Source organism: Paraflavitalea speifideaquila, from assembly GCF_032395985.1.
Lineage (GTDB): Bacteria > Bacteroidota > Bacteroidia > Chitinophagales > Chitinophagaceae > Paraflavitalea > Paraflavitalea speifideaquila.
Genome location: NZ_CP135920.1, coordinates 4882936 through 4907284, shown reverse-complemented (window position 1 = coordinate 4907284; position 24349 = coordinate 4882936). Strand labels below are relative to the sequence as shown.

The 24349-nt window shown below is 47.3% G+C and carries 40 protein-coding genes and 2 pseudogenes; 27 read left to right on the top strand and 15 right to left on the bottom strand.

All coding sequences use genetic code 11. The features are described from left to right. Positions 1–267: 267 nt before the first annotated feature. The 20 genes and pseudogenes from RS881_RS33840 to RS881_RS33750 all read left to right on the top strand — a co-directional run bounded on the left by RS881_RS33840 (position 268) and on the right by RS881_RS33750 (position 11547). On the top strand, positions 268–429 hold the full coding sequence (locus tag RS881_RS33840) for a hypothetical protein (protein ID WP_315814786.1): 162 nt from the start codon (positions 268–270) through the stop codon (positions 427–429). Next, positions 402–575: an NTF2 fold immunity protein gene (locus RS881_RS60280; RefSeq protein ID WP_350339976.1), complete on the top strand. Its 174-nt coding sequence runs from the start codon at positions 402–404 to the stop codon at positions 573–575. The genes RS881_RS33840 and RS881_RS60280 overlap by 28 nt, the downstream gene beginning before the upstream one ends. Positions 576–676: 101 nt before the next feature. After that, positions 677–973 (top strand): immunity 53 family protein, encoded by a 297-nt coding sequence (locus RS881_RS33835; protein WP_315814785.1) that lies wholly within the window; start codon positions 677–679, stop codon positions 971–973. An 836-nt stretch (positions 974–1809) separates the two neighbouring features. Continuing rightward, a complete protein-coding gene (locus RS881_RS33830; protein WP_315814784.1) occupies positions 1810–2484 on the top strand; it encodes a hypothetical protein in 675 nt (224 codons plus the stop codon). A 321-nt stretch (positions 2485–2805) separates the two neighbouring features. After that, positions 2806–3555 carry a FecR family protein gene (locus tag RS881_RS33825; RefSeq protein ID WP_315814783.1) on the top strand — a complete coding sequence of 250 codons (750 nt, stop codon included), beginning with the start codon at positions 2806–2808 and terminating at the stop codon, positions 3553–3555. Between the two features lie 13 nt (positions 3556–3568). Beyond that, a complete protein-coding gene (locus tag RS881_RS33820; protein ID WP_315814782.1) occupies positions 3569–3913 on the top strand; it encodes a FecR domain-containing protein in 345 nt (114 codons plus the stop codon). Between the two features lie 107 nt (positions 3914–4020). Beyond that, the gene (locus RS881_RS33815) at positions 4021–4284 is read left to right on the top strand and encodes a hypothetical protein (RefSeq protein ID WP_315814781.1); all 264 of its coding nucleotides are present in this window, start codon (positions 4021–4023) and stop codon (positions 4282–4284) included. Further along, positions 4239–4876, top strand: a pseudogene (locus RS881_RS33810) (carboxypeptidase-like regulatory domain-containing protein); the annotation flags it as partial. The gene RS881_RS33815 and the pseudogene RS881_RS33810, both read left to right, overlap by 46 nt. Beyond that, on the top strand, positions 4865–5014 hold the full coding sequence (locus tag RS881_RS33805) for a hypothetical protein (RefSeq protein ID WP_350340275.1): 150 nt from the start codon (positions 4865–4867) through the stop codon (positions 5012–5014). The pseudogene RS881_RS33810 and the gene RS881_RS33805, both read left to right, overlap by 12 nt. A gap of 17 nt (positions 5015–5031) precedes the next feature. Further along, positions 5032–6567, top strand: a complete 1536-nt coding sequence (locus RS881_RS33800) for a SusC/RagA family TonB-linked outer membrane protein (RefSeq protein ID WP_315814778.1) — start codon at positions 5032–5034, stop codon at positions 6565–6567. Beyond that, positions 6564–6806 carry a hypothetical protein gene (locus RS881_RS33795; RefSeq protein ID WP_315814777.1) on the top strand — a complete coding sequence of 81 codons (243 nt, stop codon included), beginning with the start codon at positions 6564–6566 and terminating at the stop codon, positions 6804–6806. Before RS881_RS33800 ends, RS881_RS33795 begins: the two co-directional genes overlap by 4 nt. 106 nt (positions 6807–6912) lie before the next feature. Beyond that, positions 6913–7302 carry a hypothetical protein gene (locus RS881_RS33790; RefSeq protein ID WP_315814776.1) on the top strand — a complete coding sequence of 130 codons (390 nt, stop codon included), beginning with the start codon at positions 6913–6915 and terminating at the stop codon, positions 7300–7302. Between the two features lie 11 nt (positions 7303–7313). After that, positions 7314–7883, top strand: a complete 570-nt coding sequence (locus RS881_RS33785; RefSeq protein WP_315814775.1) for a RagB/SusD family nutrient uptake outer membrane protein — start codon at positions 7314–7316, stop codon at positions 7881–7883. Then, on the top strand, positions 7871–8116 hold the full coding sequence (locus RS881_RS33780) for a hypothetical protein (RefSeq protein WP_350339975.1): 246 nt from the start codon (positions 7871–7873) through the stop codon (positions 8114–8116). The genes RS881_RS33785 and RS881_RS33780 overlap by 13 nt, the downstream gene beginning before the upstream one ends. Next, on the top strand, positions 8104–8745 hold the full coding sequence (locus RS881_RS33775; RefSeq protein ID WP_315814773.1) for a RagB/SusD family nutrient uptake outer membrane protein: 642 nt from the start codon (positions 8104–8106) through the stop codon (positions 8743–8745). The genes RS881_RS33780 and RS881_RS33775 overlap by 13 nt, the downstream gene beginning before the upstream one ends. A gap of 145 nt (positions 8746–8890) precedes the next feature. After that, positions 8891–9274, top strand: a complete 384-nt coding sequence (locus tag RS881_RS33770; RefSeq protein ID WP_315814772.1) for a hypothetical protein — start codon at positions 8891–8893, stop codon at positions 9272–9274. Next, positions 9195–10397, top strand: coding sequence for a sensor histidine kinase (locus RS881_RS33765; RefSeq protein ID WP_315814771.1), 1203 nt, complete (start codon positions 9195–9197; stop codon positions 10395–10397). The genes RS881_RS33770 and RS881_RS33765 overlap by 80 nt, the downstream gene beginning before the upstream one ends. A 109-nt stretch (positions 10398–10506) precedes the next feature. Continuing rightward, a complete protein-coding gene (locus RS881_RS33760) occupies positions 10507–10746 on the top strand; it encodes a sensor histidine kinase (protein WP_315814770.1) in 240 nt (79 codons plus the stop codon). Then, positions 10746–10919, top strand: a complete 174-nt coding sequence (locus RS881_RS33755; RefSeq protein ID WP_315814769.1) for an ATP-binding protein — start codon at positions 10746–10748, stop codon at positions 10917–10919. Before RS881_RS33760 ends, RS881_RS33755 begins: the two co-directional genes overlap by 1 nt. Further along, entirely contained in the window at positions 10906–11547 is a 642-nt protein-coding gene (locus RS881_RS33750) for a response regulator (RefSeq protein ID WP_315814768.1), read from the top strand. The genes RS881_RS33755 and RS881_RS33750 overlap by 14 nt, the downstream gene beginning before the upstream one ends. Before the next feature lie 363 nt (positions 11548–11910). Here RS881_RS33750 and RS881_RS33745 read toward each other — a convergent pair whose 3' ends face one another. The 7 genes from RS881_RS33745 to RS881_RS33715 all read right to left on the bottom strand — a co-directional run bounded on the left by RS881_RS33745 (position 11911) and on the right by RS881_RS33715 (position 14693). After that, on the bottom strand, positions 11911–12381 hold the full coding sequence (locus RS881_RS33745) for a hypothetical protein (protein ID WP_315814767.1): 471 nt from the start codon (positions 12379–12381) through the stop codon (positions 11911–11913). A 56-nt stretch (positions 12382–12437) separates the two neighbouring features. Then, positions 12438–12737, bottom strand: coding sequence for a sigma factor (locus tag RS881_RS33740; protein ID WP_315814766.1), 300 nt, complete (start codon positions 12735–12737; stop codon positions 12438–12440). A gap of 219 nt (positions 12738–12956) precedes the next feature. Next, positions 12957–13205 (bottom strand): LytR/AlgR family response regulator transcription factor, encoded by a 249-nt coding sequence (locus tag RS881_RS33735; protein WP_315814765.1) that lies wholly within the window; start codon positions 13203–13205, stop codon positions 12957–12959. 64 nt (positions 13206–13269) lie between these two features. Next, positions 13270–13521 carry a LytR/AlgR family response regulator transcription factor gene (locus RS881_RS33730; RefSeq protein ID WP_315814764.1) on the bottom strand — a complete coding sequence of 84 codons (252 nt, stop codon included), beginning with the start codon at positions 13519–13521 and terminating at the stop codon, positions 13270–13272. 95 nt (positions 13522–13616) lie between these two features. Then, positions 13617–14096: a sensor histidine kinase gene (locus tag RS881_RS33725; protein WP_315824695.1), complete on the bottom strand. Its 480-nt coding sequence runs from the start codon at positions 14094–14096 to the stop codon at positions 13617–13619. After that, positions 14078–14377 (bottom strand): hypothetical protein, encoded by a 300-nt coding sequence (locus RS881_RS33720; RefSeq protein WP_315814763.1) that lies wholly within the window; start codon positions 14375–14377, stop codon positions 14078–14080. The genes RS881_RS33725 and RS881_RS33720 overlap by 19 nt, the downstream gene beginning before the upstream one ends. Before the next feature lie 76 nt (positions 14378–14453). After that, positions 14454–14693, bottom strand: coding sequence for a hypothetical protein (locus RS881_RS33715; protein ID WP_315814762.1), 240 nt, complete (start codon positions 14691–14693; stop codon positions 14454–14456). Between the two features lie 148 nt (positions 14694–14841). On the opposite strand from RS881_RS33715, the gene RS881_RS33710 reads away from it, so the two are divergent. Together RS881_RS33710 and RS881_RS33705 are read left to right on the top strand one after the other, a co-directional pair. Further along, on the top strand, positions 14842–15357 hold the full coding sequence (locus RS881_RS33710; RefSeq protein ID WP_315814761.1) for a hypothetical protein: 516 nt from the start codon (positions 14842–14844) through the stop codon (positions 15355–15357). Next, positions 15350–16066 carry a TlpA family protein disulfide reductase gene (locus RS881_RS33705; protein ID WP_315814760.1) on the top strand — a complete coding sequence of 239 codons (717 nt, stop codon included), beginning with the start codon at positions 15350–15352 and terminating at the stop codon, positions 16064–16066. The genes RS881_RS33710 and RS881_RS33705 overlap by 8 nt, the downstream gene beginning before the upstream one ends. A 75-nt stretch (positions 16067–16141) precedes the next feature. Here the strand turns inward: RS881_RS33705 and RS881_RS33700 are convergent, their stop codons facing one another. Further along, entirely contained in the window at positions 16142–16369 is a 228-nt protein-coding gene (locus RS881_RS33700) for an SWIB/MDM2 domain-containing protein (protein WP_315814759.1), read from the bottom strand. On the opposite strand from RS881_RS33700, the gene RS881_RS33695 reads away from it, so the two are divergent. Next, the gene (locus tag RS881_RS33695; RefSeq protein WP_315814758.1) at positions 16368–16580 is read left to right on the top strand and encodes a hypothetical protein; all 213 of its coding nucleotides are present in this window, start codon (positions 16368–16370) and stop codon (positions 16578–16580) included. The genes RS881_RS33700 and RS881_RS33695 overlap by 2 nt on opposite strands. Before the next feature lie 211 nt (positions 16581–16791). Here the strand turns inward: RS881_RS33695 and ligD are convergent, their stop codons facing one another. From ligD to RS881_RS33680, 3 genes are all read right to left on the bottom strand, one after another. Then, the gene (gene ligD, locus RS881_RS33690; RefSeq protein ID WP_315814757.1) at positions 16792–17679 is read right to left on the bottom strand and encodes a non-homologous end-joining DNA ligase LigD; all 888 of its coding nucleotides are present in this window, start codon (positions 17677–17679) and stop codon (positions 16792–16794) included. Next, the gene (locus RS881_RS33685; protein ID WP_315814756.1) at positions 17598–17960 is read right to left on the bottom strand and encodes an ATP-dependent DNA ligase; all 363 of its coding nucleotides are present in this window, start codon (positions 17958–17960) and stop codon (positions 17598–17600) included. The genes ligD and RS881_RS33685 overlap by 82 nt, the downstream gene beginning before the upstream one ends. A 374-nt stretch (positions 17961–18334) precedes the next feature. After that, on the bottom strand, positions 18335–18436 hold the full coding sequence (locus RS881_RS33680) for a dodecin domain-containing protein (RefSeq protein ID WP_315824694.1): 102 nt from the start codon (positions 18434–18436) through the stop codon (positions 18335–18337). 318 nt (positions 18437–18754) lie between these two features. Here RS881_RS33680 and RS881_RS33675 point away from each other — a divergent pair, with 318 nt between their 5' ends. Continuing rightward, a complete protein-coding gene (locus tag RS881_RS33675; RefSeq protein WP_315814755.1) occupies positions 18755–19309 on the top strand; it encodes a DinB family protein in 555 nt (184 codons plus the stop codon). A gap of 11 nt (positions 19310–19320) precedes the next feature. Here RS881_RS33675 and RS881_RS33670 read toward each other — a convergent pair whose 3' ends face one another. The 3 genes from RS881_RS33670 to RS881_RS33660 all read right to left on the bottom strand — a co-directional run bounded on the left by RS881_RS33670 (position 19321) and on the right by RS881_RS33660 (position 21236). Continuing rightward, positions 19321–19557 (bottom strand): hypothetical protein, encoded by a 237-nt coding sequence (locus RS881_RS33670; protein WP_315814754.1) that lies wholly within the window; start codon positions 19555–19557, stop codon positions 19321–19323. After that, a complete protein-coding gene (locus RS881_RS33665; RefSeq protein WP_315814753.1) occupies positions 19538–20785 on the bottom strand; it encodes an MFS transporter in 1248 nt (415 codons plus the stop codon). The genes RS881_RS33670 and RS881_RS33665 overlap by 20 nt, the downstream gene beginning before the upstream one ends. Before the next feature lie 250 nt (positions 20786–21035). After that, complete coding sequence (locus tag RS881_RS33660; RefSeq protein ID WP_315814752.1) at positions 21036–21236, bottom strand: hypothetical protein; 201 nt, start codon at positions 21234–21236, stop codon at positions 21036–21038. Positions 21237–21540: 304 nt separating this feature from the next. On the opposite strand from RS881_RS33660, the gene RS881_RS33655 reads away from it, so the two are divergent. The 3 genes from RS881_RS33655 (at position 21541) to RS881_RS33645 (ending at position 23149) form a co-directional block, all read left to right on the top strand. Further along, a complete protein-coding gene (locus tag RS881_RS33655; RefSeq protein ID WP_315814751.1) occupies positions 21541–22014 on the top strand; it encodes a LacI family DNA-binding transcriptional regulator in 474 nt (157 codons plus the stop codon). Beyond that, on the top strand, positions 21936–22427 hold the full coding sequence (locus tag RS881_RS33650; RefSeq protein ID WP_315824693.1) for a substrate-binding domain-containing protein: 492 nt from the start codon (positions 21936–21938) through the stop codon (positions 22425–22427). The genes RS881_RS33655 and RS881_RS33650 overlap by 79 nt, the downstream gene beginning before the upstream one ends. Positions 22428–22645: 218 nt before the next feature. Further along, complete coding sequence (locus tag RS881_RS33645) at positions 22646–23149, top strand: DinB family protein (protein ID WP_315814750.1); 504 nt, start codon at positions 22646–22648, stop codon at positions 23147–23149. 118 nt (positions 23150–23267) lie between these two features. Here RS881_RS33645 and RS881_RS33640 read toward each other — a convergent pair. Next, positions 23268–24267 (bottom strand): annotated as a pseudogene (locus tag RS881_RS33640) (PDDEXK nuclease domain-containing protein). Between the last annotated feature and the right edge of the window lie 82 nt (positions 24268–24349).

The following is a 24349-nucleotide window of genomic DNA, read 5'->3' as shown; positions in this document are numbered from 1 at the left end:
GGATACTACTTGATGAACAATTAAAATATGTAACTGCCAGTAGTGGAGCACAAGCGGTACAAGGCCCTGATGCCATCAATACCCTTTCGCCGGGTATTGTAAATATCGCCCCAAACGGATATTTTTATGTATACCTCAGCAACGAAACCCAGAATTGGGATAGCTTGTTCCGACAGGCACTGTCGGGATGTTCTTTGATTACCTGGTGGTGCAGCACTATACCGGTCCCATCACCGGGGAAACGCATTATTATCTTTTGGGCTCACCATGGCGGGGGTTAGTTCCAAAGCCATCGGCAAGCAGGATAATAAGTATGAATACAACGGCAAGGAAAAGCAGGAGAAGCAGTTTAGTGATGTTCCGGATGAGTTAACTGCAAAAAAATTGCCGAAGCAATTTGGTTGCCCATATATGGAGATGATGTATTAAAACAAAAGCCTTACAAAGTTCATTTGATAAAGGATTCTATTTGGATAGTTGAAGGAGCTTTGAAACCCAATTATTCGGGAGGAGTGGCATATATCGAAATACGTAAGAGTAACAGTACAATATTAAAAGTTACACATGGAAAATGATTGTCTATTTATTCCTAACCTTTTTTTTTAATAGGTACACTTACAAAAGAATAGGAAGAAGAGGAAACCGGATTAAACCCCAACCCCAAAACTAAATATATATGGAAAAAGGTATTCTGACATGGCTTCAGGAATGGTATGAATCGCATTGCGATAGTGAAAGGGAACATGAATATGGAATAACCATTAATACAATTGATAACCCTGGATGGTACATTACAATTGATTTAGCATTTACAAAATTAGAATCTATTGAACTTGAGGGTGGAACTGTGGAGAATGGTGAAGATGATTGGTATTTTTATAAAATTAATAATAAACAATACAAAGCAAGCGGAGATTGTAGTAAGCTAGAGTTTCTGCTTTTGAAATTTAGAGAGATTGTTGAAAATAATTGACCCCAACTACCACAAGTATGCTGGGAGAGCTTTTTTTACGCTCCAGACCGAGGGAGCTTGTAATGTAACCGATTATTGAATTTCTGCCCAATCCGCCTAAATCTGCGTCATCCATTCCAATCCGCGTAATCAGCAATTCTTCCGCACCTCCCTGGCGGCTCTCCCCACCTTAACCCATAGTCCTCCCGTACCGCTCCCATAGTAAAGGCGCATTTTCATAAATATCACCCTTAGTCCAGATGGCTTCCCGATAGCTATCGGAACGGTCTTTCAGACTTTCCCGACTTTCCGGACTTCCCCAAGCCTAACCCTTGTCTCATCCCAGCCTTATCCTTGATGGCTTCCCGATAGCTATCGGAACGGTCTTTCAGACTTTCCCGACTTTCCCGACTTCCCCGACTTCCCCAAGCCTAACCCTTGTCTCATCCCAGCCTTATCCTTGATGGCTTCCCGATAGCTATCAGGAGACGGTCTTTCGGACTTTCCTGACTTTCCGGACTTCCCCAAGCCTAACCCTTGTCTCATCCCAGCCTTATCCTTGTGGGTAAAGGCGCATTTTCCTAAATATTCACATATCCTCAATTCGTCATTACCCGCAAAGGCAATAATAAATAACTAATAATCAATAATGTAATCACAAAGCCCACTCCCATACCCCAACACCCCCTTCCTACCAACCCTTAGTCTTCCTCCCTACACAGCAACCTGTATTCGCTCACAGCTCGCAGCTCATAGCTCGAAGCTGTTCTCAAAACCGGCCATTTTAGCCATTTTGGTCACCTATATCCCAGCATTCCAAAAATAGGCTGTAAATTTATTAAGCAATCCAATCAGTTATGGCCAAAGTAATGGGACCTATATTTCTTGAATGCACTTGGGACGACCTCACCTTCTACAAGATGGAGGGTCGCTACTTTGTGCGCAAGAAAAGCCGCCTTACCCGCGAGAAGGTACTCAAACACCCCGCCTTTGCCAAAACCAGGTTCTATGCCAACCGGTTGGCCGTAGCTTCCAAAATTGCCTCCTCTATTTACAGCGACCTGCCCCTCCACTGGCGGCAGTTCTGGATGTACCGCGACTTCACCGGTGAAGCCATCAACATGCTCAACCAGGAAGCTACGCCACAGGAAGCCTATGATTATCTTTGGAAGACCTATGTAGAGTATTGGGTACTCTACCAGCAAGCTACCGGCATTAAGTTCGAAACAGGCCGCAAACAACAACCCGTCAAAAGACCGAAGGACTATAAAACCCGGCTCAAACACCGCGACAGCAATCCCAAACGTTGCCGCTATCGCCGCCTCATTGGCCGCAACCATTGGAAAAGCAGTTATGACAATACCGCCGAACTCCTGGAAAGGGAGCGCAAACGCATAGCCCGCGAAAAGCAACTGATATGGCTCGAAGAGCAACGCCTCAAAGGCCGCTATAAAGAACAGGAAGAACAGGAAGAACACTGGCGTAAAATGCAGGCCAAACTACTGAAGCCTCCTCGGGGACTGGCCGCCTAACGTAAAATCATAACTATTTCCAGGCACTACTAGGTCCGCTTTGCGGAAAGCACGCCAGGACAATTGTCTGTGCTACATACTTTAGCCAGTTCTGGAGTTCGTGTAATCCGCGATCTCAACCTCCTACATCAAACTTCCGGACTTTCCGACTTCCTGTCTTCCCGTCTTTCGGACATTCCCGGCTTCCCCACTGCTGTCTTCTCCACCTTCATTGCCCAATCTGCCTCAATCGCGTAACTACACAACGAAAGTTTTAAAATAGTTTAAAAATACCCGGGAAAAAATCATCCTCCCGCCCTCTGTATAATAAAGGGCAGGCCGATGCACAAACCAAACTACACCGTTGAGGACCTCATTTGCGACGTTTCCTTCCAGCATTATTGCCTGGGTTATGATCCCCAGGCCATCCAAACCTGGACCACCTGGATCAACAACAACCCGGAGTTGGCGCCCCTGGCCGATGAAGCCAAACAGGTCATTTTCATCCTCAATGCCAACCAGGGCCACCTGCCCACCCAATTACACCAATTAAAAGACGGCATCAACCGGTTTGACCTCCTAAAGCAGGCCCTCCAGCAGGAGCCAATCGCTCAACCCGCTCCACCAACAAGATCCATTAGCGTTCGCTTCAAATATATAGCCGCCGCAGCCGCTGTATTCGTATTGGTGCTGGCAGGCCATTTCTTATTCAGGCCCGCTGCCACCCTGCCTCCCCAGGAGCAGGTAGCCACTATTACCCAACAACCTACTGTCCTAAGTTCGGGCAGTGAGCCCCGCAAAACCGTGGTTTTGCCCGATGGGTCCGTAGTAACCCTGCGCAGCAATAGCAGCATTACCCTGACCCACCATTTCAATACCGCCAACCGCGAGCTCACCTTGTCGGGCGAAGCTTTCTTCGATGTTACCCATCAGCAAAACCGTCCCTTTATTGTACATGCCAAAGAGCTCAAAATAGAAGTATTGGGCACCGCCTTCAATGTGAGCGCTTATCCGGCCAATGCACATACCGAAACTGCCTTATTCAGGGGCAAAGTAGTCGTAACCATAAATGACCATCCCGGTCAAAAGTAATTCTTACCCCAGTATGAAACTGGTGTATAACAATGAAGTAGCTGCGAAAGCACCTGCACCTGATAAAGATCCTTTCCGCATTGTACCCATGACCGTTGACCCTTCCAACCACAAAGCCAAAGAAATTGCCTGGATACGCAACAGACTTAAAATAGAAGACGAACCACTGGTAGCCATTGCCGCCAAATTGCAGCAATGGTATGGCATCGGGATCGCCTTTGCCGATGACACCGTAAAAACCTACCGTTACTCCGGCACCTTTGAAAGCGAAACCGTAGTGAAAGCACTGGAAGCACTGCAACTATCTTATCCTTTTAATTTCCAGGTCGAAAAAGAAAAAATCATCATCAGCAAATAAAAGAAAAGACAACGTATTGATCACTGAAAACCAACTAACATTATGAAGACTGCTATTGGCTTCACAGGAAGACCCCGGCTCTTTCCAGGCAGGCAACTCTTGTTTTTATGAAGCATATCCTCATTTTATTGGTATGCGTAGGCATGCAGGTGCAGGCCAAAACCTTTGCCCAGGAAAGGATCAACCTGCAACTCCGCAAAGCTTCCCTTAAACACCTGCTCAATGAAGTAGAGAAGCAAACCCTTTACCGGTTTGTATACCACACCGGTACCTTACCCGATGATAAAAGATCGACATTACCGTACGCAGCGCCAGTCTCGATCAGGTGTTATCACAAGCCTTTACCGGTCTGCCACTCAATTATACCCTGAAAGAAGACAACCTGGTGGTGATCTTCTCTACCGAAAAGAAACCCGCACCCGATAAAACCATCAAGGGTAAAGTAACCGGTCCCGACAATACCATCCTGGTGGGCGTATCAGTATTGGTTGCCGGCAGTTCCCTGGGCACCCTCACCAATGCAGCAGGCGAGTATACCCTCGATGTGCCCGACAATGCTAAAACACTGGAGTTTTCACTCGTAGGTTACCAGGAACAGAAAATAAACATCAATGGCCAGTCTACCATCAATGTAAGCCTCAAGCTGTCCGCCGTTAACCTCAACGAAGTCGTGGTGACTGGTTATACCAATTACAACAGGAGCAAATCAGTATCGGCGGCTACTACCATCGGCGGCGATAAGATCAACGATGTGCCCGCAGCTACTTTTGAGCAGGCCCTGCAAGGCCGCGTACCTGGCTTGTCCATATCGTCTGTGTCCGGCCAGCCCGGCACCAGCGCCAACGTTGTATTGCGGGGGTAGGGTCCATCGGCGGCACCAGCTCTGCCCTGTACGTCATGGATGGAGTACCCATTGAAGCCGGCTATTTTCAATCACTCAATCCCGGCGATATTGAATCAGTTACCGTATTAAAAGATGCCTCTGCCAAAGCCATCTACGGTTCCCGTGGTTCCAACGGTGTGATCGTCATCACCACCAAAAAGGCAAAGCCGGCAAACTGTCTGTTGAATACCGCTCACAATACGGTGTATCCACCCTGACCTCTACCAAATTCAGGATGATGAACTCCGCCGAACGCAAAGAGTTTGAAGAAGGCATTGGCCAGGAGATAGGTGATGAGGCTGGCCCCTTCTGGACCTATTCAAAACTCAATCCGGACTATGCTTCCAAAACTCCCGCCGAAAAACAGGAAGCCGATCATATTGTAGACAGCCTCCTGGGTGTTAATACCGGTTGGCGCGACCTGTTCATGCGCAATGGTAGTTTTATAGAACAACAGGTAAGTGCCAGCGGTGGTAACCAGAATATCCGATTCTACACCTCACTCAACTATTTTGATCAGCAGGGACTGGTAAGAGTGTCAGGGCTTAAAAGATATACCCTGAAAAACAACCTCGACTTCAGTTATGGAAAATTAACAGCCAATGTAAACCTCAATATCGGTTACTCAAAATCAACCTATATCCAAAGTGAAGGAGGCTCAAGTGGCAATAATCCTCTATCCGCCGTCTATTATGCCCTTCCCTATGAATATCCTTATGCACCCGATGGCAAACTGGTGACAACGGAAGATGGTACCAATTATCCTGTGCTGGACCTGCGCGAAGGCAGCGATGCCTACGAACGCATGCTCAATACTTCCAGCAAGCGGGATCAGTTAAAAACCGTGTTGGGCATGAGTATCAGTTATAATCTGTTGAAGGGACTCACTGCCAAAACAAGACTGGGTATTGACTACCGCGATCAATCCAATGAAGACTGGATCAACCCGGATTCTTATGCAGGCCGTAAGTTGTCCGATAATGGCGAGATGGGAAGTTTTGGTGAAGGCGTCGTGCGCCACCTGTCCCTCGTTTCTACTTCGGGGCTCACCTATACCAATATCTTTGCCGAAGACCATGATGTGGAAGTATCCGGCTTGTTTGAATACCTATCCAACAAAGACCGTTCCTTTGGCTATATTGGTTATGGTATCGATGGCAGGTTGCCCAATACTTTTGCCGGCGTAGGTAATCCCGGTACCTATATTCCCAACCTGAGCGGCGGCCGCACACAAAATGCCATGGCCTCCTTTATGGGGCTATTAAGATATACCTATCAAAACAAATATACCCTCAATGCCACTTACCGCTATGATGGTTCTTCCACCTTACCGGTACAAAACCGTTGGCATGGATTCTATTCCCTGGGCGCCAGCTGGGAAGTGAAGCGGGAAAGTTTTCTGCAGGAGGTGGACCTCATTTCCAACCTGAGGTTAAGGGCCAGCTATGGTACTACCGCTAGTCCGTTTACCAGCAATTTTGGTTATCTCCCCGCTTACGGACAAGCTAGCTATGGAGGCCTAGCCGCCATTATACCCAAGCAACCAGGCAATGCCAACTACGATTGGGAATATGCCAAAGAGTTGAATATCGGTTTCGACCTGGCCCTTCTCAATAACCGCATCCGGCTTACCAGCGAATTTTATAACCGCATCACCAGCAACCTCTTTATCAACCAGGACCTGCCCCTCACTTCCGGCGCACGCAACCTGGACATCAGCTCCGGTAAAATGAGGAACCGTGGCGTGGAGATCGACCTGCAGGAGATGTGATCAAAAACAAAAACCTGCTGTGGACCATCGGCGCCAATATGGCTTATAACAAAAATGTGGTACTTGACCTGGGCAATGTCAATGAGTTTGAATACCAGTACACCGGTATTATTCGCGTAGGCCTTCCTTTTGGAGCGCACTATGCACCCAAATGGGCAGGTGTTAATCCCGCCAATGGCGATCCCCAATATTACACCCCGATGGCCAGATCACAACCACCTACAATGCGGCTACTTTAAGCGTGGCCGAATTTGGTACCTATGTACCCGTTATTACCGGGGCTTCAATACCTCCCCAAGCTGGAAGGATTTTTATTGCAATGCCCTGTTCACCTTCAATGCCAGGGTGAACCGCTACAACAACGAAGATTATTACAACGAAAACCCCAGCTTTACTACCAGCAACCAATCCACCCGCCTCTTGTACGATCGTTGGAAAAAGCCGGGCGATAATGCCATCCTGCCCCGCATCAGCGCCCGGCGCACCTTTACTTCCAGGGATATACAGGATGCTTCTTATGTAAGGTTAAGGAATGTGAACATTGGTTACAATGTACCCAAATCAGTAATCGGTAAATGGAAAGCCATCAGCGGTATACAGATCAACCTGCAGGCCCAAAACCTGGTAACCTGGACCAAATGGAGAGGCTTTGACCCGGAGAACGGCAATGAATACGCCCGTTTCAGCTATCCGGCGCCAAGAACCTATGTAGTGGGCTTAAACCTTAACTTTTAATTCCAACCACCATGACTACCAAACGCACTTTCTATACAATTACAGTAATGGCCGCTGCTTTGCTGACCCTGTCAATATCATCCTGTAATAAACAGATCGACCTGTTGCCCACTGACCTCATTGACCCTACCAAAGCCTTCAGGAGTGTAAAAGACCTCAATGCAGGTTTGTTGGGAGCCTATACCAAACTCAATTACTTCAGCAGCATTCTTTATACTTCCCGCATTACCGATGAGGTCATGTTGCCTTCTGAAAACAATACCGGAGGTGGTGTAGCCACCTACCGCTGGCAATACGATGGCAGTTTTGAACATGATGCCTGGGGCGATAATTATGCAGCTATTGACTATGCCAACAGAGTATTGGCAGTGATCGACGACATTGTACCCAAGCCAGGTGAGGAAGCGCTGAAACCCCAATACAAGGGCGAACTGCTGGCGCTGCGTGCTTATTGTCATCTTGAGCTTATCCGCAACTTCGCGGCTGGTTATGTAGCCGATTCTTTGGGGTGCCCTATATGGAAAAGTCAGAGATCAGCTACCCGGCCCGCCTGTCTTTTGCCGCTACCATGGCCAAAATAAACACCGACCTCACCGCCGCCAAAGCCCTCATACCGGCTTCATTTGACGACAATACCCGGATCACAGTAATAGCCGTGTCGGCTATCCAGGCCCGCGCTGCCTTGTATGAGAAAAACTGGGACAATGCCATTAAGTATGCCACAGAGGTTATCAATGCGGCGCCACTGGCATCACGCGCTAATTTCCCCGGATATGGACTGACAAGAGCAACGACGAAATATTGTGGAAACTGAAAAGAGTGGTGGCCGATGATGAGAAACGTCTCAGCGACAATTATACACAGGCCAACTTCCTCGATAATCCCGGTGGATCACGTTTATACTATGCCGCATCCTATAAGCTCACCAATCTTTTTGACCAGGCCAATGATATTCGTTTCAGTACTTACATTGTTATAGACCCGGCCCGGAAGGCCGCCGGTAAAACACCCAATGCCGTGGTTAAATTCATGAGCGACGATCCGGATAATCGTAACCTCACCGGCATTAAGTTATTCCGTACCGGCGAGATGTACCTCATACGGGCAGAAGCGTATGCCGAAAAGAATAACCTCTCCGCCGCCAAAAATGACCTCAATGCTCTGCGTGCCCAAAGGATCACTGGTTATGTTGACCAGGACTTTACCACCAAAGAAGCCCTGAATGCAGCCGTAGATACAGAGCGGTTCAAAGAACTGGCATTTGAAGGCCATCGTCATTTCGACCTGCGCCGCCACAAACTGCCCATCAGCCGCAATCCCGAAGATGCCATTAATGCACTGGGTGCCGTACTGCTTAAGCCCACCGATGCCCAATACATCTGGCCCATTCCCAACAGGGAATTACGGGTCAACAAGAACCTGAAACAAAACCCTTATTATTAATCCCTGCAGCACCTAACCTCTTCTCCCTGACAAGAACTGTTTTATTGGTGACCCTCTGCGCTCTTTACATCAACAGTGTCCAGGCACAAAAGTTACTTTAAAACAGGTATACCAATAGTACCTGTTTTTAGGTATTATCGATATAGTGAAAAAGTATTCACCAATTGTTGTTTACTTTGCCAGCATGATCCGCCACACCACCCTCTTCCTGCTGCTGGCAACCATCATTTCAGGGGTCAGCGCCCAAGTGCCCCTGGATGAAAATAGGTACAGCGACAGCCTTAGTAATGTATTGAAGCAGGCCACGGCCGATAGCGTAAAAACCAAGGCCAGTTACTTGCTGTCCTATTATTGGGTATTCAGGGATCCCGCAAAAGCCAGGGAATACCTGGATCAGGGAAGGCAATATGCAAAAAGCAATCCCTTCCAATTAGCCATATCCTGGTTCTATGAGGGTATTATTTTTTTATGCCAACGGCGATATCCCCAAAAGCGAAGCCGCCTTTTTAAGGGCCGATACCCTCCTTAGTAAGTTTGACACGAAGAACGCCAAACTTTTCAGGTCACAGTCATGGCACAATTATGGCGTGCTGCAACAGGCAAAGGGCGATGAAAAAGCCTTTGCCGAAATCCTCATCAGTAAGGCCATTCCCCTGGCCCAACAAGCGGGCGACAGTTCGGGACTGGCTAAAAATTACCACGACCTGGCACTCACCTTTAAGAACACAACCCAATACGGGAAAGCATCTACCTGGTGCCTTTTGGCCATTGCAGTATTCAGGGAACTCCATGAAGAAAGTGCCCTCACCACTGCCTATATTACCGCTGGCGAGAACTACGTATTGTGGGAAAAGCTTGCCCAGGCCAAATCCATGCTCGACAGTGCCAAAGCCATGCTAACGCCTTTCCCCACCTCCTCCCTCCTCGTAGATTATTACGCTGCCGAAAGCATCTATCTGAATGCAGCAAAACAGTTTAATGATGCCCTGGTGAGTGCCAACAAAGGTATTGCGCTGGCAAAGCAAGCAGGCAGGCGCTATGAAGAGCAACGTCTCCTGCTGCAAAAATTCTATGCCTTTTTTGATCAGAAGAATTACCGAGATGCACGGCCCATATTAGACTATTTGATAGCCCAGCCCGAAATGATATCACAGATCACCAACCGCCTCCAACTGTATAAAGGCCTGGCCGAAACCCATGCCGGCCTGGGTAACCTGAAAGATGCCTATCAATGGTCCAAACAATACAGTAAACTTAGCGACAGCGTACATGAAAGCCAATTGAAAACAGATATCCAGGCCCTGGACCTGAAGTTCAATGATGCCGAGAACCATAAGAAGATCGCTGGCCTCCAGGCAGCAAATGAAAAGGCAGCTCTCACCGCCCGTAATACCCGTTTATTGAACTGGTTCCTGGCTTCGGCCAGTATCCTGTTGCTCATTGTGGCCATGCTGGCCCTGCTCTATTATCGCAACAATAAAAAACTGTCTGTTCAAAAAGACCTGAATCACCAGCAACAACTAAAGGAAATAGACCAGCAACAGCAAATCCAGTTCAGCCATGCCATGCTCCAGGGAGAAGAAAGAGAACGGCGCCGCGTAGCGGGCGACCTGCACGATGGTTTAGGAGGGATGCTGGCCGGCGTAAAATGAATTTAACCGGCCTTACCGTAACAACCCCGTACCACAGGATGCCGACCTGCACAAGGTAATTGGACAACTCGATCATTCGATCAGCGAACTGCGCCGTATTGCCCGTAATATGATGCCTGAAGCCCTCCTGAAACTGGGATTGGAAACAGCCTTGAAAGACCTGTGCGAATCGGTGATGACCGGCCACACCCACATCGAATACCAATCTTTTGGCATTGAAACCACCATTCCCCAGCAAACACAGGTCACCATTTACCGTATTGTGCAGGAATTACTCACCAATGCCATCCGCCATTCCGGCGCTTCCAGCATTTTACTCCAATGCAGCCAAAATGAAGGGATCTTTTAGTGACCCTGGAAGATAATGGCAAGGGATTTGACCCCAAAATAACGACCAGGGCCAAGGGCATTGGTTTGAGCAATGTAAAAAGCAGGGTAGATTACCTGAATGGCAAAATGGATATTGCCTCAGCTATTAATGAAGGAACCACCATAAATATTGAATTGTATGTTGCAGGATAAAGACAGGATAGCGCTGACCATTGTAGACGACCATCCTGTTGTCATTGAAGGGATTTTAAAACTACTGGATAAGACAGACCATGTATATGTAGCAGGTTATTTTACTATGGGCGCCACCTTTATTGAGTTTCTGAAAAGCAATAAAATAGATATTGTACTCCTGGATATTTCCCTGCCTGATATCAACGGAATGGATCTTTGTAAGGAGATCAAAATAATAAGCCCCGCTACCTGTATACTCGTATTGAGCAACCACAGTGAGCGGAGCATTATCATGCAGGCCCTGCAAAATGGGGCCAGTGGATATTTGCTGAAGAATGCCTCCTCGGCCGAACTCCTGGCTTCCATCAATGAAGCTTTGAACGGTCAGATCACCTTCAGTAAAGAGGTCAAAGAAATTATTGCCCGGCCTTCTGTAAAGGAGCTAAAAGGCATCCCCCAGCTCACCAAGCGCGAAAAGGAGATATTGCTACTCATTTCAGAAGGCATCACCACCGCCGGTATCGCCTCCCAACTGTCATTAAGCCCACTGACTGTAGAAACCCACCGCCGGAACCTCCTCCAGAAGTTTGAAGTAAAAAATGTAGCTGCCCTGATCAAATTAGCCGTTCAGCAAGGATTGATATAAAATTGGTATTAGCTGTTAGGTGTTAGCATATAGGTGTTGGCGAACCAAAAGCGCTAAAAGCTAACACTCGCTCGCCTTCCCGCCGCATGACAGGGATGAGCCTGGCTTGGTGCATGAGCGTACTGGTGCCCAAGCTAGAAAGAGAAAGTTGCCAACAGTAAATAATCAAAGTTACAGCTGGGGAGGAGTAAGCCCGTCTGGCCGCCCGGAGGGATCGGGCCAGACTTGATCTTTGCATCAAGGCAAAAGAACAGAAAAAATTGCGCAAAGAACAGAAAAACCGTCCTGCCCGGTAAGGCAAATCCCTGTCGGAAGTATACAGCCTGGCTCGGTGCATGAGCGTACTGGTGTCAGGCCTTCCCATCAATTAAACTTAAAGGCACTCAATAAAAAGATAATCCCAAACAAGGCCAGCTGCGCAATATGAAAGAGCTGCAGGTTGCGCTTCACCCGGTTCAGCGATTGTTCGTCGGGTGTTTGCGCAGGGCCTGCTGCCAACAGCCGGTTGAGTTGCGTAGCCAGTCGTCGCCCAAATACCACCCCATTCAAGATCACCACTACCACCAGCGCCATTTTGATCCTGAACCACAACATAAGTCCAAGAACACTGTGAAGAATGGTCATCATACCCACACCCGATAGCAGGATTAGCACAATCCCGGCAACGATCAGTAATGGCAACTTATCCGACATTTTCCTCACCAATATACCCTCTGTCCTGTCTTTGGCATAGAAAGTCCAGAATTTCCGGGTCAATACAAAATCCGTAACCGTGGTGCCGGCCAGTAAAGTAATGCCAATGATATGGAACCATAAGGATGCTTGATAGATCATAATTTGCTTTTGTACCTAAGACAAGCCAACCCATTTTTCTGTGACAGCGTCAATACTTATTCGCCACCTTGCTGGCCATAGTTAATACCATAATTGAGTAAGGGCTCCGGCAGCCACACACCTACATAACTTTCCCGTTGTACACGGGCACTGTGGAGGTAATTGATGCAGCGATTCGTCACCATCTTCACCAGGTAGGCCTTCGTATGCCTCACCGTACCATCTTCCGTTTCCATCCACTTTAGGAAAGTATCCTGCACGATGTCCTCGGCAGTATCCACACTGCCCAGCATATTATAGGCCATAGTGAACAGCAGGGCCTTGTATTCAATAAACAGTGCCGCTTTAGCGTCCATATTAGATAAATCTAAGTTATTTGTAAGAATAGGGGTACCCCCTTTAACAGAAGACAATTAAGCAACCCGGTTTGTGACAGGGGAGTAGGTATTAGCTATTTAGGGTTTAGCCAATTGCTGGCAGAGGTGACACCTTTCGTTTGCGACGCAAGCGCAAGGTGTCACCTCTGACCCTCGCGCAAGTAGGCGGCCTAGCTCCTCAAATTGTTTTTATAGTGCTCACCCACGGGAATCGTTGTTTTCCCAATGCTTACACTGTCTTTTTCCAATTATGGTCAGGTGATTGGTGTTCACTACATACGACCGGTGTATGCGTTTGAAATGTTGGTCCGGCAACAGTTCCAGCAACGATTTCATAGTAAGGTGCGTAATATGGTTGCCCGTAGGCGTCACGATCTTCATATAATCCTTCAGCGATTGCGCATAAAGGATTTCTTCATGAAAGACCTTTACCAAATTACCATCCACCTTAAAATATACATAGTCTTTGGCGGGTGGGCTAAGCGGGGTTGGCTGTTGCTGCAGGAAACGGCTATGCTCTTTGAAACCGTTCGTAAGTGATGGGTTTTAACAGGTAATCAACCGCTTCCAGCTCATAACTCACCAGCGCATATTCGGCATAGGCTGTAGTAAAAATAAAGGCGGGTGGGTTTTTCAGCGATTGTATGAATTGCATGCCATTTACCAGCGGCATTTTGATATCCAGGAACAGCAGGTCAATGCCCTGCTGGTGCAGTACCTCAAAAGCTTCGGCAGCCGTAAAGCATTTGCCTGCCAGCGTCAAACCTTCCGTTTGAGAATATATTTTTCCAATACCTGTTGCGCCAGCGGCTCATCATCAACGATCATACAGTGTACCATATCAATGCAGCATAATAGTTAAAAGTACTTCATAAGTGTCCTTATTTTCCTGCAGCCGCAAGGAATGTTTTCCCGGTACAGCAGCCGCAATCGTTTCCTTGTATTGTCCATGCCAATGCCATAGCCGGCAGCGGTTGCCTGGTCCATATTCCCGTCTGGCCGACTGTTTTTTACCGATAACGTAAGTTCATGAGCATTCAGGTAAATAATGATCTCCATAAAGCCGCCAGGAACTTCCTCTATACCATGTTTGAAAGCATTTTCTATAAAGGGCAGCAGGAGCAGCGGCTCAATCTGCGCTTGATCCGTGATACCCTGCGTGTCAAACCGGATCTTGGTGCTTTCCGGGAACCGTACCGATTGTACGTCAATATAATTGCTCAGGAAGCCGATCTCCTGGCTGAGCGGTTGCCTGGCCTGCCCTGTTTCATAGAGTACATAACGCATCATATCCGATAATTTGGCTACCAGCGGGGCCGTTAGCGCCGATTGCTGCAGGGCCAGCGAATAGATATTGTTAAGCGTATTAAAAAGAAATGCGGTTGTAGTTGCGCCCTGAGATATTGAAGGTCCGTTTCCGCTTGCAGCCGTTTTAGTTCCTGTATTTGTTTTTGCTGCTTGTCGTAATCGATAAAATAAGCCAGGGCGATCATTTCCAATAACTGTACCGCCAGGTAATTGATCGTGAAATGTAACCGGCCCTTCAGTTGCATTACCTTGGTCGCTTCCGTGATCATTTCGGCCGGTAAAAAAGTAAGCCGGCTAATAGATCCATACATAACATAAACCGTGTACACCTCACGCACCACGATAAATAAAAGGATGGATAGTAAAAGTACCCGTATTTTTTCCTGATCAGCAACCGTTGGATAGCCAGTTTATAAAACAGGTAGTGGGGATCACCATAAAAATACCCCACACGATGCGCCGGATGATACTGACCCGAAAATAACTCCACTGTAGTTGGTGGGCCTCTTCATTAAAACCATACTCCAGGTCCGACGCTATGGGAATAACAATCCAGATGAACAGAAAGAAGATCCATTCTATCCGGGTGTATTTATCCATCCCTCTGAAAGACCATTTGAACCCCATAGCTTTTAAAGATATTGTAAACCTGCTTTATAAAAGAGACCTGCCTGGCAAAAGCAGGCCTTTTCGATAAACACCCTTTATTTTTCGATTAACCAGCCTCGTCTTTTGTAGCAACCCCTTGCCGAAACGCCGGTTGTACCCCTGGCAGATGGCCTATGTTTGTTTGAACAATCAATACAATCATGAAACGTATTTTATTATGCCTCCCCCTATGCGCAGCGTCTTTTGCCCAGGCCCAAAGCCCCGGTACCCCCAACAACGCCGTGGCTGTGCTGCAAAAACAAGCACCAAACTACAAAGCCTCACCACCTTCAGTTACCGGCAAACCCGCGAAACAAGGTATTATGAAGGCAATTACCACAATACCATGGGCGCTGACCTGTATATAGAATACAACCAGCAAAGCCCCATCGGGTTGCAGTTCCAGGCACGCAGGGATCAACAGCTGTTTGTTTACGACGGCCAGCGCACCCTACGCCTGGATAACGAGGCCATGACCATCGACACCGCTACTGCCAGAACAGCCCAACAACTGGAAGGCAATAGCTATTTATTCCATTCCTGGCCATGCTGCGCAGTAACCTGCCCACCATCATCAGCGATGACCGGATCCAGAAAACACTTAGCGATACCCTCATTGCCTATCACCATTACCATTGTGTAAAAATAGAATACCCGGGCAGGTATTTTTAGGCTTTAATGGAACTGATTCCATTGGCGTGGCCAATTTGCAGAGACCCTATTACCTCGTCATCAATAAAGAAACATACCTGCCCCATAGCTTCATTTCCAAATATATCCGGGGAAGCGATGACCGCGATTTTCTGACGGTAACCTATACTGCCATCAATACAAAGCCTGCCAGGCCCACCGCTGCCTCCTGGAAATACAGCAGCTATGCAGGCAGCTACATGCCTTTCCGCCCCATAAAGAAAATACCCCTGGTAAAGGTGGGCAGCCAGGTCGCCGGTTTTACCCTGCCCAACTATACGCTTGCTGCCATTGACAGCATCTCCCTTCATCAATACGCAGGTAAAGTCGTGCTATTGGATTTCTGGTTCAAATCCTGTGGCCCTTGTATGGCAGCCATGCCCCATTACAATTCCTTACAAAACAAGTTTGGCGGACAAGCCTTTCAATTGCTCACCGTCAATATAGAAGATGGAGAAAGCGATATGCGGTTCTTTTACAATAAGCACCAGCCTGCTTATAAAATGCTGTACAAGGGTGGTAAACTGTTTAAAAGCCTGGGTTTGCCGGGTTGCCCCTCACTGGTATTGCTCGATAAAAATGGTAATGTGCTGCAGGTTTTTACCAATGGATTTGAGCAGGAGCTCATCGAAAAGAAGATAAAAGAGGCATTGGCTTTGTAAATACTGAAGTGTGACAGGAATGTTGCCAGGTTATAGCAAAATAACCTGGCAATCTGGTACCTGTCCTTGTCAGATTTATTTTACATGCTTGTTGACAATCTTTGCCAGTTCAAACATGGAGATCTGGTCTTTGCCAAAGATGGGTTTCAACTTGGCATCAGCGTTGATCATTCTCCTGTTCTTTTTGTCCTGGAGGTTGTTCTTCTTGATGTAGTCCCAGATCTTCTTAACGATCTCTGTTCTTGGGATAGCCTTTGCACCAATTACTTCAGCAAGTGTTGTACTTGGTGTGAGGGGAGCCATGAAGGCTGCATTTGGTTTCCTGGCTGATTTCTTCTTAGCGGCTTTCTTAGGAGCTGCTGCTTTCTTTGCGGCTTTCTTTACGGCTTTCTTTGCAACCTTCTTAGGTGCTGCTTTCTTGGCGGCCTTTTTTACTGCTTTTTTAGCTGCTTTCTTGGGCGCTTTTTTGTTGCCATTGTTCTGTTTTTTTTTTACGATTGATGATGGTGTCTAATGCAGGAGGAAGGGATCTTATTCCTGCATTAGACAGGATGTTAATCTATCCTCCAAAATTAATGAAGTAATATAGTAAGAAACATCCATATCAGCCTATCATTTGTACACCAGTTATTCACGATTCCATTGAGAGCTCATTGGAGAAATTATCAATGTGACTTATAGGGCAGATTCTTCATTGGGGAGACGTACATTTTAATAACCGGACGTCATTCCAATTGCCGAAGCGCTTTGGCAATATTAGCCACCTTACCCAATACCGGTTTGAATAGATCACCGGTGCTTTTGACCCGCTGAATTGCATTCAACATTGTGAAATCGAGTAGCTCTAAACCCTTCTTGACCTCCGACCAATCCAGCGGCATCGGCAACGTGGCGCCGGGTTTGGGTCGTAGTGAGTAAGCCGCTGCCAGCGTGGCTTTGGGCCGGTTTTGCAGGTAGTCAATATAGATCTTTCCCTTCCTGTTTTGGGTAAGTCTTTCTATGCTGGTGAACCGTGGTAATCTGGGATGCCGCATTAATCCGTCGCTGGTAATTTCAGCATAACTGACCTCGCCTACCAGCTTTGGCCGCAGCCAGGTAACCGTAGCATGCGGTGGGTTGGGCCTGAAACGGGAAGGCTTATTGACGTCTGGCAGTTCTGTAAAAGGGCATTTGGTGGTGATCAAGGGTTTGAACCGCTGCATCATTTCCTGCTGCATCTTATCATTGAAACCCGTACCGATCTTACCGGTATAATGCAAACGCTTTCCATCATATACCCCTACCAGCAACGCACTGAACCGCTTGGGCGAATCCTCATTACGCGTAAAACCGCCAATGACTACCTCATGCCGTTTGTTCACCTTAAGCTTTAACCAATCCCGTGTTCTTTCCCCGGGCAGGTAAATACTATCCGCTTTCTTGGCCATTACCCCCTCCATACCCATGGTTGCGGCCACAGCAAGGAATTCCGTGGCGCTACTCTCAAAAGACTCACTATACCGTATAACGCCTGTTGCCGGTACCAGGGGCTTTAACAGTGCCCGGCGTTCAACCAGCGATAGCCCCGTAAGGTCGCGGCCATCCAGCCATAGCATATCAAATACATAATACACCAGTTCTCCATCCGCTTCACTGCGCCAGTTTTGGAGGGAACCAAAATGCGCAATCCCCTTTCATTGACCACACATATTTCCCCGTCAATGATGGCATTGAGCTGCCAGTCTACCACCGCTTGGTATACCGGATAGAATTTCTCATTGAAGGATTTTTGATTGCGCGATTGCAGTTCTACCTTACCCTTATGGCAAAGGGCCAGCGCCCGGTAACCATCCCATTTGATCTCATACAACCAGCCTGGTGCATCAAACGGTTCACTCACCAGAGTGACCAACATGGGAGATATCTTTTTAGGGAAAGGCGCTTTAGACGCTGCGGGTAGGCTTACTGCTTTTTTTTTCGGGCCAACTTACGGGGAGTAGCTTTCCGTACCGCTTTTTCGAGTAGCGGTTTTGCCGGTCGCTTTTCAATACCCCTACCATTTCCAGCCGGAAATCATAATGCAAGCGCGTGGCAGCATGCTTTTGTATTACGAAGTGTAATGCTTTGCCGGCTGCCTTGCCGCCCGTAGGTTCGGGCGTATGGCTGAATGAGCGTTTTTTCGATAATTTGTTAATGCCATATCAATACATTTCTGCTAAAGGCATCCTTAAATGGTATGCCAGTAGCAGAAAGCGGCCATAAATTGCGGCATTATTGGATAGGAAGGGTCTATCCATCCAGGCGGAAGGAGATCTTACAGATCACCCCGTACGTAACGATCTTATCGTTCTTTACATGGGCCTTGATATCCTTTACATACACCGAGTCAATGTTGCGGATGGTTTTAGCAGCTTCTTTTACGGCATTTTGTAAGGCATCGTCAATGCTTTTTCGGAAGAAGCGATGACCTCAATAACTTTTACGATAGCCATAATGGTAAGTTTTGATGAAAAGGTATCACTGATACAATTTTCATACCTGCCAATCCCAGCGGACTGGCGGCCGGTTAAGTGCGGCGGAGCTTCTACAGTATATAGGTATTTTCATGGCGCCTGCCTGACGCATTCAGCCCGCTTTATTGTCGGATTAGCACAGTACTGGTTTGAGCAATTGACAGTAGGTTTGCTTTATCATTAAATAACCAAGTATATGCCTGTAAAGAATTTTATCGACCTGCCTTTTGCCCACCTGGATAAATTGCTACTAGAACTGGATATCGCCGGCCGGGAATTATTACATGCCCTGGCCTCCTTTAGCCAGGAACAATTCAATAAAGTACCATTTGCCGGTAGCTGGACTGCCGGTCAGGTAGGCGAACATTTATACAAATCATTGGAGGGAATACCCTATATGATGGAGGGAGATACCGCCCCTACCACCGGAAGAAAGCCAGATGCGCATGTGGTGACTATCGAGTCAATTTTCCTGGACTACGATACCAAAATGCAATCACCTGATTTTATCCTTCCTTCCGGCGGGCCGCAGGATAGAAATGCCCAGTTGCAGGGCTTCAGGGCCACCTGGGATGATATGACTGTCAAAGCGCGCACCATCGACCTCTCCTTCACCTGTAATGAATTTGAGTTTCCCGGTGTTGGCCTTCTTACCCGTTGGGAATGGGTCGTTTTCGCCATCTGCCATACCAAACGGCATACTGTACAGCTTAGAAATATCTTTCAGCAGGTGGCAACTGTGGCTGCCTGATAGCACCGATCTTATTTCACCAACCGGGGATCAAAGATGCCATGAGGGCCTGCCAGGAAATGACCGGCAGTCAGCCGGTTGAACCTGCTTGTACTGTTGGGAGATGCAGGCGTAGCCCCATCATCACCGGTAGTCCGGTAGGAGCGCCATGTCCTGCCTTTTGTCTGCGTTGCATATCCAGTCTGCGATGTAATAAGATTAATAAATCCTTTTAATCCGTTGTTGATACTAAGAGATACTGTTTTCATAATTTTTTTCCTTTAATGGTGAATGAATAACCTGTTTGCCTTCGGGAAGGTGGACAGGTGTTTTTTTCTGTTTGGCAAGCACCATACAAAGAATAAAACCGGTGAGCGCTAATCCGGCGCCTACATATTCCGGTGAAGTATAACCAAAACCTGCCGCAATGGGCAGCCCACCCAGGTAAGCGCCCAGCGCATTACCCATATTGGCGCTGGCTTGCAGCGCGGAGGAGGCCAGCATTTCGGCTCCCTTGGCTGCCCGGATCATCAGCATTTGCATGGGTGCTATCACCGCAAAGGCAATAGCCCCTGTGAGAAAGGTCATTACAATGGCTGGCAATTTATAATAACTCACTACCGATACGATCAGCAGCGCTCCAATCATGGTTAATAAAAGCATGCTGGTAGTTTTGAGCGGCGAGAACTTGTCGGCCAGCCGGCCGCCAACAAAATTACCAGCGGCCATACCCAGGCCGGCAATAATCATAATACTGCTGATACGCCCACTACCAAATCCGGCTACTTCTGTCATCAACGGCGCTATATAACTGATCCAGGCAAATAAGCCACCCGTTCCTATACTGCTGATACCAATGATGAGCCAGATATCCTTTTGCTTAAAAACCTTAATGCTTTGACCAAAGCCTCCATTGGCTCCAGGAGCCAGGTTGGGCATCCATTTCCGGATGCTTACCGCGGCGATCACAGCAATAGCTGCAATGGCCAGGAAGGACCAACGCCAGCCAATCGTATGCGCCATCCAGGTGCCCAGCGGAACACCAATGATATTAGCGAGTGTGAGGCCGGCAAACATCATAGATACCGACCTGGCTTCCCTGCCGGGCTCGGCCAGGCGACTGGCTACCACCGCACCCATGCCGAAAAAGGCGCCATGCGGCAATCCAGCAAAGAACCTCGCCGTCAGTAATAGCCCATAATTGGGTGCCAGGGCAAACAAGGTATTGAACAAGGCAAACATACCCATGAGCCCCATGAGTACCGTCCTGGGCCGGTAATGGCCCGTCAGGCCTGTCATCAACGGCGCACCGATCACAACCCCCAGCGCATATATAGCAATGAGGTAGCCGGCCGAAGGAATTGAGATCGACAGGGAGTTGGCTACATCCGGCAGCACCCCCATCATCATAAATTCCGTCATACCCACTACCATGCCGCCCAACGTAAGTGTTAGTAAGCCAGGTTTCAGCGTGGTTAAAAAATTGCTTTGTTTCATGAGCTGTACTTAAATAGTTGAATAGGTTAGGGGTTAAACAAATAAAAATGCCCGCTATTTCAGCAGGCATTCGTGTAGGGGATCTCAAGTGAGCTTTTAGCTCCGTTCCCATAGGTAATATCTTTCACACAGTACAGGCAATTTGACAACTCATTCTGTAACTAAACAATTCTTACATGCTTACCTGTTTGCAGCACTTCTGCCACCAGATCAAGATCACTTTTTGCAGCACCTGAAATAACTACGAGATCTATGCTTGAGTCATCCATGATAGCTCTTTATCCAATACGATTTCCGACTGAGGGTAATGCATCCGGGTGATCTCCGGAGAGGCATTCTGCACCATCACCTTCTTCAGGCGAAAGCCATGCTGGTTGCCCAGCGAATCGGTGTTAAAGGCACCCGTAGGTGTTTTACATTCAATGAGCCCTACATTGGTTATTGTTTCCATACTCACAGGCTTTAAATGTTATACCCTGGCCAGCCGTTCTCTTAGGTATTGACAATCTCAGGCTGGGAGGTTGAATTGTGTTTCGACTACGCAAAGATACGCCCATATGGTTAAACGTTTAACCAGTTATTCCTTTTAACGTTTCTTAATGCCGCTTTAATGCTATAAAGGTATTTATATGATTGATATTCATTGACTTACTTATTGATGGTTGGTTAATGCAATAATTGTATTTTAGTGTTTTATCTATAAACCGGGACATGGAGCGAAAGGTTTCCTTGAAAGATATTGCGCAAAAGTAGGGGTGTCAACCGCCCTGGTTTCCTATGTCTTGAACAACAAGCGCGAGAACAGGGTGTCGAAAGAACTGGCCCAGCGCATCCGGGAAGTGGCGGCCCAACTGAACTATCGTACCAATCAGGTAGCCCGCAGCCTCAAAATCAATAAGACCTATACCATTGGACTCATTGTAGCCGATATCGCCAACCCTTTCTCATCGGGTATGGCACGCATTATCGAGGATGAGGCCGAGCGACATCAATATACCGTAATCTTTAGCAGCTCGGACGAGAATGCCCGGAAATGCGGTAAGCTGATCGATACCTTGTTAGACCGGCAGGTGGATGGTCTCATCATTTCGCCGCCTGCCTTTTCCGAACACCAGGTCATTTACCTGCAAGAACAGCAAGTGCCTTTCGTATTGATCGACCGGTATTTTCCAGCGCTGAAAACCAATTACGTAGCCCTGATAATTATGGCGCTGCCTTTAAAGGAGTAGAGCACCTTATTCAAAGCGGTTGCCGTAACATTGGTATGGTGACTTACGATTCGGAGCTTTTCCACTTGCAGGAGCGCAAACGGGGATATAGGGCCGCCCTGGAAAAACATCAATTGCCTGCTGCCAATAGCCTGATCAAAGAAGTAGATATCAAGGCCGAAAAAGGTACTATCGACAAAGCCATCCAGGAACTGCTGGCCGGTGAAGCACCTGTTGATGCCCTGTTATTTGGCGCTAATAATATTGCCGTGGCTGGTTTAAGGTATATTAGCACCCTATCTGTAAAGGTACCCGGCGACCTGGCCATTGTAAGTTTTGACGAAACGGAAGCACTCGAATTTTTTATGCCCCCTTTGCCTATATCAAACAACCCTTGCCCGAAATGGGACGCCTGGCTACCCGGATATTATTAGAGAGTATTGAAAAACCCAGAGCCACCACCCAGTTCAACCTGGAAGGAGAGCTCATCCTTAAGAAACCTTTTTCATTATTGTAGGAAGCCATAAAGGCTGTAAGTCCGTAAAATATATTTCTCCTTTTATTTTTCCTGCTGACATAGGGCTGTCACTATCACTGATTTCCTTTGAGGTATTCACCAATTAATACCAATTTTAAGCAAGACAGCCTGACAATGCCCGCTGTAGTTATTACTCCCGCCCAATTATTGGAACACTGGCAGGGCCACCGCCAGCTTACCCGTAAGGTAATAGAGGCATTTCCTGAAGACAAACTATTCACTTATTCAATCGGAGGCATGCGTCCTTTTTCCAAGCTGGCCCATGAATTAATACAATTAACCTTTGTGGGTGTGCATGGCCTGGCAACCGGCCAGTGGAAAGAATTGCAGGAATTGTATGCAGGCAATACGGAGCCTGCTACCAAAGAAGGCTTGCTGCAATTTTGGGATGACGCTACTGTTTACCTCAACGAGCAATGGGCGGAACTGAAACCCCACCGCTGGCAGGAAAAAGAAACCTTATTGGGGCAATATGAAGGAACCGTATACGGCGGTATGATGTATTGGCTCGACAATGAGAACCATCACCGTGGTCAGGGATTTGTATACCTGCGTTCGCTGGGCATCGAACCTCCTTTTTCTGGGATAGGGGTACTAGGAAATAGTAGGTCATTGTAGCTTTTGATGTTCTTGTTCAATGATCTTTTCAAGCTCCGTTTCACTGGGAAGATTGACAAGATACTTTGATACAAACACTTGCTGGGGAAGTCCCATGGTTGCGTATTTTACCAACGCGTCATTTTTTTCCTGCACACAAAATGATTCCTATCGGAAGGTTATCTTCCGGTAGGATCTCATTTTCCGTGTAATAGTTGAGATATACATTCATTTGCCCGGCGTCCGCATGGGTGAACTCGCCCATTTTTAGGTCCAGCAATACATGGCATTTCAGTATGCGATGATAAAAAACCAGGTCAATACGATAATGCGTATTGTCAAAAGTGATCCTTTTCTGGCGAGCCTCAAAACAAAACCCCTTCCCATTTCCAGCAGGAAGTTTTGCAGGTGATTGATAATGCCCCCTTCTATGTCGGTTTCTGCATAGGTTGCTTTCTCCTCTAAACCTAAGAAGTCAAGTAAGTAAGGGCTTCGGAAAATATCTTCGGGTGTAAGCCCTGTTCCGTTACGGTGCTTTTCAAGCACTGCTTGTTTATCGCTGCTTAATCCGGTCCGTTCAAATAACATACCATTCATTGCCCGTTGCAATTCCCGGACAGACCAATTGTTCTTAATGGTTTCTGTTTCGTAAAAACTTCTTTGTAGTGCAGTGTTGGTTTTTAGAAGCTCAATAAAATGCGAAAAACTTAGCCGGTTGATCAGCAACTCAGGGGATTCCTGATTACCAGAAAGAGTCAAGGCATCACGCTGCATAAATTCGTCAGACAGCGTCTGACGAATTTCAACTAATTGAAAATCAGATCTTTTAAATTCGTCAGTCACCGACTGACGAATTTGTGGATAATGATTGTAAAACAACCGGAATAGCTTTAGATTGGTTTCTGCGATACCCTTGATGCCTTTTTCTTTAACTGGCTTGCCAGGTTTTCTAGCATTTTGTTGCCATATACAGCCCGGTCCTCGCCGCCTTGCTCATACTCTGTTATATAGCACCCAATGATCCAATTACGTAAGGTTAATGCCCTGTTTACTTGTCTTTGTACCTGGTCTAAAAAGTGCTGATTAGTTTGTTGAATCGCTTGTACAAGGTGATCAAGGTTGTTAATTCCTTTCTCCATTGCTTCCGTTTTGGCCATGCTTTTTTAGGGCATATACGATAACCCGTTGTAGTTAGTTCGCATACCCATGCTGTTTTTATAA